The 6,000-nt window shown below is 68.3% G+C and carries 7 protein-coding genes; all 7 read right to left on the bottom strand.

The features are described 5' to 3' along the window. Positions 1-807 (bottom strand): lyase family protein (locus WAL33_RS15310; RefSeq protein ID WP_422182381.1); only part of this gene is annotated, 807 nt, incomplete at its 3' end. Positions 808-842: 35 nt separating this feature from the next. Then, on the bottom strand, positions 843-1,526 hold the full coding sequence (gene pcaG / locus WAL33_RS15305) for a protocatechuate 3,4-dioxygenase subunit alpha (protein ID WP_422182380.1): 684 nt from the start codon (positions 1,524-1,526) through the stop codon (positions 843-845). After that, the gene (gene pcaH, locus WAL33_RS15300; RefSeq protein ID WP_422182379.1) at positions 1,519-2,232 is read right to left on the bottom strand and encodes a protocatechuate 3,4-dioxygenase subunit beta; all 714 of its coding nucleotides are present in this window, start codon (positions 2,230-2,232) and stop codon (positions 1,519-1,521) included. The genes pcaG and pcaH overlap by 8 nt, the downstream gene beginning before the upstream one ends. An 11-nt stretch (positions 2,233-2,243) precedes the next feature. Further along, positions 2,244-3,443 carry a 3-oxoadipyl-CoA thiolase gene (gene pcaF / locus WAL33_RS15295; protein WP_422182378.1) on the bottom strand — a complete coding sequence of 400 codons (1,200 nt, stop codon included), beginning with the start codon at positions 3,441-3,443 and terminating at the stop codon, positions 2,244-2,246. Next, positions 3,440-4,087, bottom strand: a complete 648-nt coding sequence (locus tag WAL33_RS15290) for a CoA transferase subunit B (RefSeq protein WP_422182377.1) — start codon at positions 4,085-4,087, stop codon at positions 3,440-3,442. The genes pcaF and WAL33_RS15290 overlap by 4 nt, the downstream gene beginning before the upstream one ends. Continuing rightward, entirely contained in the window at positions 4,087-4,797 is a 711-nt protein-coding gene (locus tag WAL33_RS15285; RefSeq protein WP_422182376.1) for a CoA transferase subunit A, read from the bottom strand. The genes WAL33_RS15290 and WAL33_RS15285 overlap by 1 nt, the downstream gene beginning before the upstream one ends. A gap of 9 nt (positions 4,798-4,806) precedes the next feature. Continuing rightward, entirely contained in the window at positions 4,807-5,982 is a 1,176-nt protein-coding gene (gene pobA, locus WAL33_RS15280; protein WP_422182375.1) for a 4-hydroxybenzoate 3-monooxygenase, read from the bottom strand. Between the last annotated feature and the right edge of the window lie 18 nt (positions 5,983-6,000).

Genomic DNA, 6,000 nt, shown 5'->3' with positions numbered 1-6,000 from the left:
GCGGGGTTCGAAGGCCTCGGCGACCTCGGTCTGGGCCATCAGCGAAATGTCCCTGGCGATCTTGCCGACCGCGCCGACCAGGATGGCCAGGGCGCCGGCCAGGCCCGCGATCGCGCCGCGCTGGGCGTGCCAGGGCGTGGCGGGCAGGGCCAGGTCCAGCCGTGTGGCCAGGCGCTCGGCGACAGCCTCGGCCTTGCCGTCCAGCCCGGCCAACGATCCGGTCGCCCCGCCGAACTGAAGGCGCAGGGCGGCGGCCGCTTCGGCGTCGAAACGGGCCAGGGCGTCATCGACGCCTTGCAGCCAACCGGCGACCTTGAGGCCGAAGGTGATCGGCAGGGCGGCCTGGAGCAGGGTGCGGCCGAGCATCGGGGTGGCGGCGTGCGCCTGGGCCAGCACGGCCAGAGCGTCGGCCAGCCGAACCGCCTCATCGCGGATCAGGGCGGCGCCGGCCTTGGCCTGCAGCATCAGGGCGGTGTCGGCCAGGTCTTGGCTGGTGGCGCCCTTGTGGACCAGGGCGGCGACGGCGTCGCCATGCCGGGCGGCCACCCGCTGGCGCAGGATCCCGACCAGGGGAATGGCCAGGGTTCCGGCGTGGGCGACCGCTTCGGCCAGGTCCTCGATGTCGGGAAGCTCGGCGCAGGCGGCGACGATGGCCTCGGCGGCCTCCAACGGGATCAAGCCTTCGGCCATCTGGGCCTCGGCCAGGACCGCCTCGAACAGCAGGGCCGCGCGCAGCAAGGCCGCGTCGCCGAACACCGCCAGCATGGCTGGCGTGGAGGCAGGGCGATCGCGAAGAAGGGATGACAAGGGCGCGGGCTCCGGAAGCGATCGACTCTGGGACGTCAGATGTCGAAGAACACGGTTTCGGCCCCGCCTTGCAAGACGATGTCGAAGCGCCAGGCGTCATCCGCCTTGCGGGCGATCAGGGTGTGGCGACGCTCAGCCGGGACCATGGCCAGGATCGGATCGGTCTGGTTGGCCGTCTGGCCCTCGAAATAGACTCGCGTGGTCAGGCGCTTGATCACGCCGCGTCCGAAAACGCTCACAGCGATGTGCGGCGCCTGCAGGCTGTTCCCGGGACCCGGCACGGCGCCGGGCAGCACCGTCTTGAAGCGGTAGAGCCCTTCGTCGCTGGTCGAGGCGCGGCCGAAGCCGATGAAGCCTTCGTCCAGGGGAATCTCGCCGCGGTCGTCGTCGGGGCTGGCGTAGCGGCCCGCGGCGTTGGCCTGCCAGATCTCGATCATGGCGTCGGATACGGGCTTGCCCTCGGCGTCGTAGACCACGCCCTCCAGGGTGATCACCTCGCCGCTGACCGCGCCCTTGGGCGGGGCGAGGTTCAGGACATAGTGGTCCTCCGGGAACAGCTCGGGCCGAGCGCCTATGTCGGATTGCCCCACCAGGTCGGCGCCGCCCTTCCAGGGCAGGCCGTAGTGGAAGAACGGGCCGACGGTCTGGGACGGGGTCTGGCCGAACAGGCCGGGATCCTGGTTATCGAGGCGCGGGGCGGGATTGATCTGATCAGTCATGATGATCGTCCTCGAACGGGGTGGCGTCGCGGCCGCGCAGCACGACGTCGAACAGATAGCCCAGCGCCCAGTTGGGCTTGGTGGTCTCGATGTCGAAGCGCGAAACGAGGCGCTGGCGGTAGGGCAGGGGCACGGCGTTGGCGATCGGATCGATCTCGATCAGCGGATCGTCGGGGAAGTACATCTGGGTGACCAGGCGGGTGGCGAAGGCCGGGCCCAGCAGCGACAGATGGATGTGAGCGGGGCGCCAGGCGTTCTTGTGGTTGCCCCAGGGATAGGCGCCGGGACGGATGGAGGTGAACTGGTAGCGTCCTTCGGCGTCGGTGATCACCCGGCCGGCGCCGGTGAAGTTGGGATCGTGCGGCGCGTCCCACTGGTCCTTGCCATGGATGTAGCGGCCGGCGGCGTTGGCCTGCCAGATCTCCATGACGGTGTTGGGAACCGGTCGGCCCTGCTCGTCCAGCACCCGGCCGGCGACGATGATCCGCTGGCCCTGGGGCATGGCCCTGTGCTGGGTCGTCAGGTCGGCCAGGGCCGGGCCCATCAGCTTGTCCCAGCAGCCGGCCGGGCCGGTCAGCTCGGTCAGGGTCTGGGGGATGCGCACCAGCGGCTGGCGCGGTGAGCGCGCCACGGTCGAGCCATAGGCGGGGGCCAGGGACGGCGGCTGGCCGGCGTCCTCACGGGAAAAGCCGATGAGGGTGGTCATGGGCAGGTCTCCTAGACGCGTTCGAAGGCCAGGGCCGCGCCCTGGCCGACGCCGATGCAGAGGGTGGCCAGGGCCCGCTGGCCGCCGGTGGCTTCCAGCTGGCGCAAGGCCGTGAGCGCCAGCCGGGCCCCGGAGGCGCCGAGCGGGTGGCCCAGGGCGATGGCTCCGCCGTTGGGATTTATGTGGGCGCCGTCATCGGGCAGGCCCAGTTGGCGCAGCACCGCCAGGCCTTGGGCGGCGAAGGCCTCGTTGAGCTCGACCACGTCGAAGTCGCCGATGCTCAGGCCCGTCCGCGCCATCAGGCGCTGGGTCGCGGGGACTGGACCGACGCCCATCACCCGCGGGGCGACGCCGGCGGTGGCGTAACCGAGAATGCGGGCGCGCGGCGTCAGGCCGTGCTTCTTGACGGCGGCTTCCGAAGCGATGATCAGGGCCGCCGAGCCGTCATTGACGCCCGAGGCGTTGCCGGCTGTCACCGTACCGCCTTCGCGAACAACGGGTTTGAGTTTGGCCAGAGCTTCCAGCGTCGTCTCGCGCGGGTGCTCGTCGCGGTCGACGATCGTCGGGCCGGCCTTGCCGGGAATCTCGACTGGCGTGATCTCGCCGTCGAAGAAGCCGGTCTTAATGGCGGCGGCGGCGCGCGCCTGGCTGCGCAGGGCGAAAGCGTCCTGGTCGGCGCGGCTGACGCCGTACTCGGCGGCGACGTTCTCGGCGGTCTCGGGCATCGAGTCGACGCCGTAGGCCTTCTGCATCGCGGGGTTCACGAAGCGCCAGCCGATCGTGGTGTCCTCGATCTTGGCGGCCCGGGAAAAGGCGCTGTCGGCCTTGCCCATCACGAACGGCGCGCGGCTCATGCTCTCCACGCCGCCGGCGACCACCAGATCGGCCTGGTCGGAGGCGATGGCGCGGGCCGCGTAGCCGATCGCTTCGAGGCCCGAGGCGCACAGGCGGTTTACGGTGACGCCGGGCACGGTCTCGGGCAGGCCGGCCAGAAGGGCGGCCATGCGCGCGACGTTGCGGTTGTCCTCGCCGGCCTGGTTGGCGCAGCCCAGAACCACTTCGTCGACCGCGCTCCAGTCGACACCGGGATGACGCGCCATCAACGCCCTAATCGGGATGGCGGCCAAGTCGTCCGCGCGAACCTTGGACAGGGCGCCGCCATAGCGGCCGAACGGCGTGCGGACGCCGTCGCAGATATAGGCTGTGGTCATGCGAAGGCTCCCGCGTTGAAGTCAGCCTCTGTCTTGGCCTTGATCTCGTCGAGGGTGACGCCCGGCGCCATCTCGATCAGAGTCAGGCCGCCGCCTTTCCGATCGAGGTCGAAGACGCACAGGTCGGTGATCACCATGTCGACGCAGGCCGCGCCGGTCAGGGGCAGGGCGCAGCGTTTTAGGACCTTGCTCTCGCCGGCCTTGTTGGCGTGGTCCATGACCACGATCACGCGCTTGACGCCGGCGACGAGGTCCATGGCCCCGCCCATGCCCTTCACCATCTTGCCGGGGATCGTCCAGTTGGCGATGTCGCCGTTCTGGGCCACCTCCATGGCGCCCAGCACCGTCAGGTCCACATGGCCGCCGCGGATCATCGCGAAGCTCGTCGCACTGTCGAAGAAGCTGGAGGTCGGCAGCTTGGTGATGGTCTGCTTGCCGGCGTTGATCAGGTCCGGATCGGCCTCGCCCTCATAGGGAAACGGACCCATGCCCAGCATGCCGTTCTCGCTCTGCAGGGTGACGTGCACGCCGTCCGGAATGTGGTTGGCCACCAGGGTCGGGATGCCGATGCCCAGATTGACGTAGAAGCCGTCCTGCAGCTCACGGGCGGCGCGGGCCGCCATCTCGTCGCGGGTCCAGGCCATCAGACGGTCTCCCGGGGACGCGTGGTCAGCTTCTCGATCCGCTTTTCGTTGATCGTCGAGCGGATGATGCGGTTCACATAGATGCCTGGCGTATGGATGCTGTTGGCGTCCAGTTCGCCGGCTTCGACGATCTCCTCGACCTCGACAATGGTGACCTTGCCAGCCGTGGCCATCACCGGGTTGAAGTTGCGCGCCGTCATCCGGAACATCAGGTTGCCTTCGGGATCGGCCTTCCAGGCCTTGACGATGGCGAGGTCGGCGCGAAGCCAAGTTTCGCGGACGTAGGGTTCGCCCTCGAAGTTCTCGACCGGTTTGCCTTCGGCCACCACCGTGCCGACGCCGGTCTTGGTGTAGAAGGCCGGGATGCCCGCGCCGCCGGCCCGGATGCGTTCGGCCAGGGTGCCCTGCGGGTTCAGCTCCAGCTCCAACTTGCCCGACAGATAGAGCTGCTCGAACAGCTTGTTCTCGCCGACATAGCTGGAGATCATCTTCTTGATCTGGCCGTTGTTCAGCAACTGCCACAGCCCGAAACCATCGGCGCCGCAGTTATTGCTGATCACGGTCAGGCCCTTGACCCCCGTCGCCTTGAGCGCGGGGATCAGGGTCTCGGGATTGCCCGACAAGCCGAAGCCGCCGGACATCAGGGTCATGCCGTCGAAGACGACGCCCTCGAGCGCGGCGGCGGCGGACGGATAGATCTTTGATTTCATAAACGGATCCTAGACGAGCGGCAGACCGACATAGTTCTCGGCGAGGGTGACCTGGGCGGCGCGGGAGCCCTTGATGTAGGCCAACTCTGCCACCTGCATCTTGCGATCGAAACCGTCGCGGTCGGGGAAACGATGGGTGAGGCTGGTGAACCACCAGGAAAAACGCTCGGCCTTCCACACCCGGGCCAAGGCGCGGGCCGAATAGTGGTCGATCCCAGTGTCGGAGCCGTCCTTGAAATGCTCCACCAAAGCCTCGGACAACATGACCACGTCGGAGGCGGCCAAGTTCAGGCCCTTGGCGCCGGTGGGCGGCACGATGTGGGCCGCGTCGCCGGCCAGGAACAGGCGGCCGTAGCGCATGGGTTCGGTGACGAAGCTGCGGAGCGGCGCGATGGATTTTTCGAACGAGGGGCCGCGGGTGACCTTGGCGCCGACTTCAGGACCCAGGCGCAGGCAGAGTTCATCCCAGAAGCGTTCGTCGCTCCAGTCCTCGATCTTCTCATCCAACGCGCACTGGATGTAATAGCGGCTGCGGGTCGCCGAGCGCATCGAAGCCAGGGCGAAACCGCGTTCGTGATTGGAATAGATCAGTTCGTGGTCGCAGGGCGGCACTTCGGCCAGGATGCCCAGCCAGCCGAAGGGATAGACACGCTCGAAGGTCTTGAGCACGTCGGCCGGGATCGCCGCTCGGCTGACGCCGTGATAGCCGTCGCATCCGGCGATGAAGTCGCAATCCAGGCGCTTTTCGACGCCGTTCTCGCGCCAGGTGACGACGGGCCGGTCGCTGTCGATACCCTGAGGATGGACGTCCTCGGCGTCGAAGACGATCTGGACGCCGCGCGTCTCGGCCGCGTCGAAAAGGTCCTTCATCACCTCCTGCTGGCCATAGACCATCACGGTCGAGCCGCCGGTCAGTTCGGCCATGTCGATGCGGAAGACGTCGCCGTCGCTGGCCAGGTTCGTTCCGCCGTGCACCAAGCCCTCGCGACGCATGCGTTGGCCTAGGTCCAGGCGCTCCATCAGATCGACCGTGATCTGCTCCAGCACCCCGGCCCGGACGCGACCTTCGACATAGGCGCGATCGCGGCGTTCGAGGATCACGGCGTCGATGCCGGCGCGCTTGAGCAAGTGGCCGAGGAACAAGCCGGCGGGACCGGCGCCGATGATGGCGACCTGAGTGCGCAACGATGTCTCCTCGCCAAT

It is taken from the genome of Caulobacter sp. (genome assembly GCF_049283275.1).
GTDB lineage: Bacteria > Pseudomonadota > Alphaproteobacteria > Caulobacterales > Caulobacteraceae > Caulobacter.
Note: the sequence above shows the minus strand (reverse complement) of the source record. Positions and strands in the feature narration are given on the sequence as shown.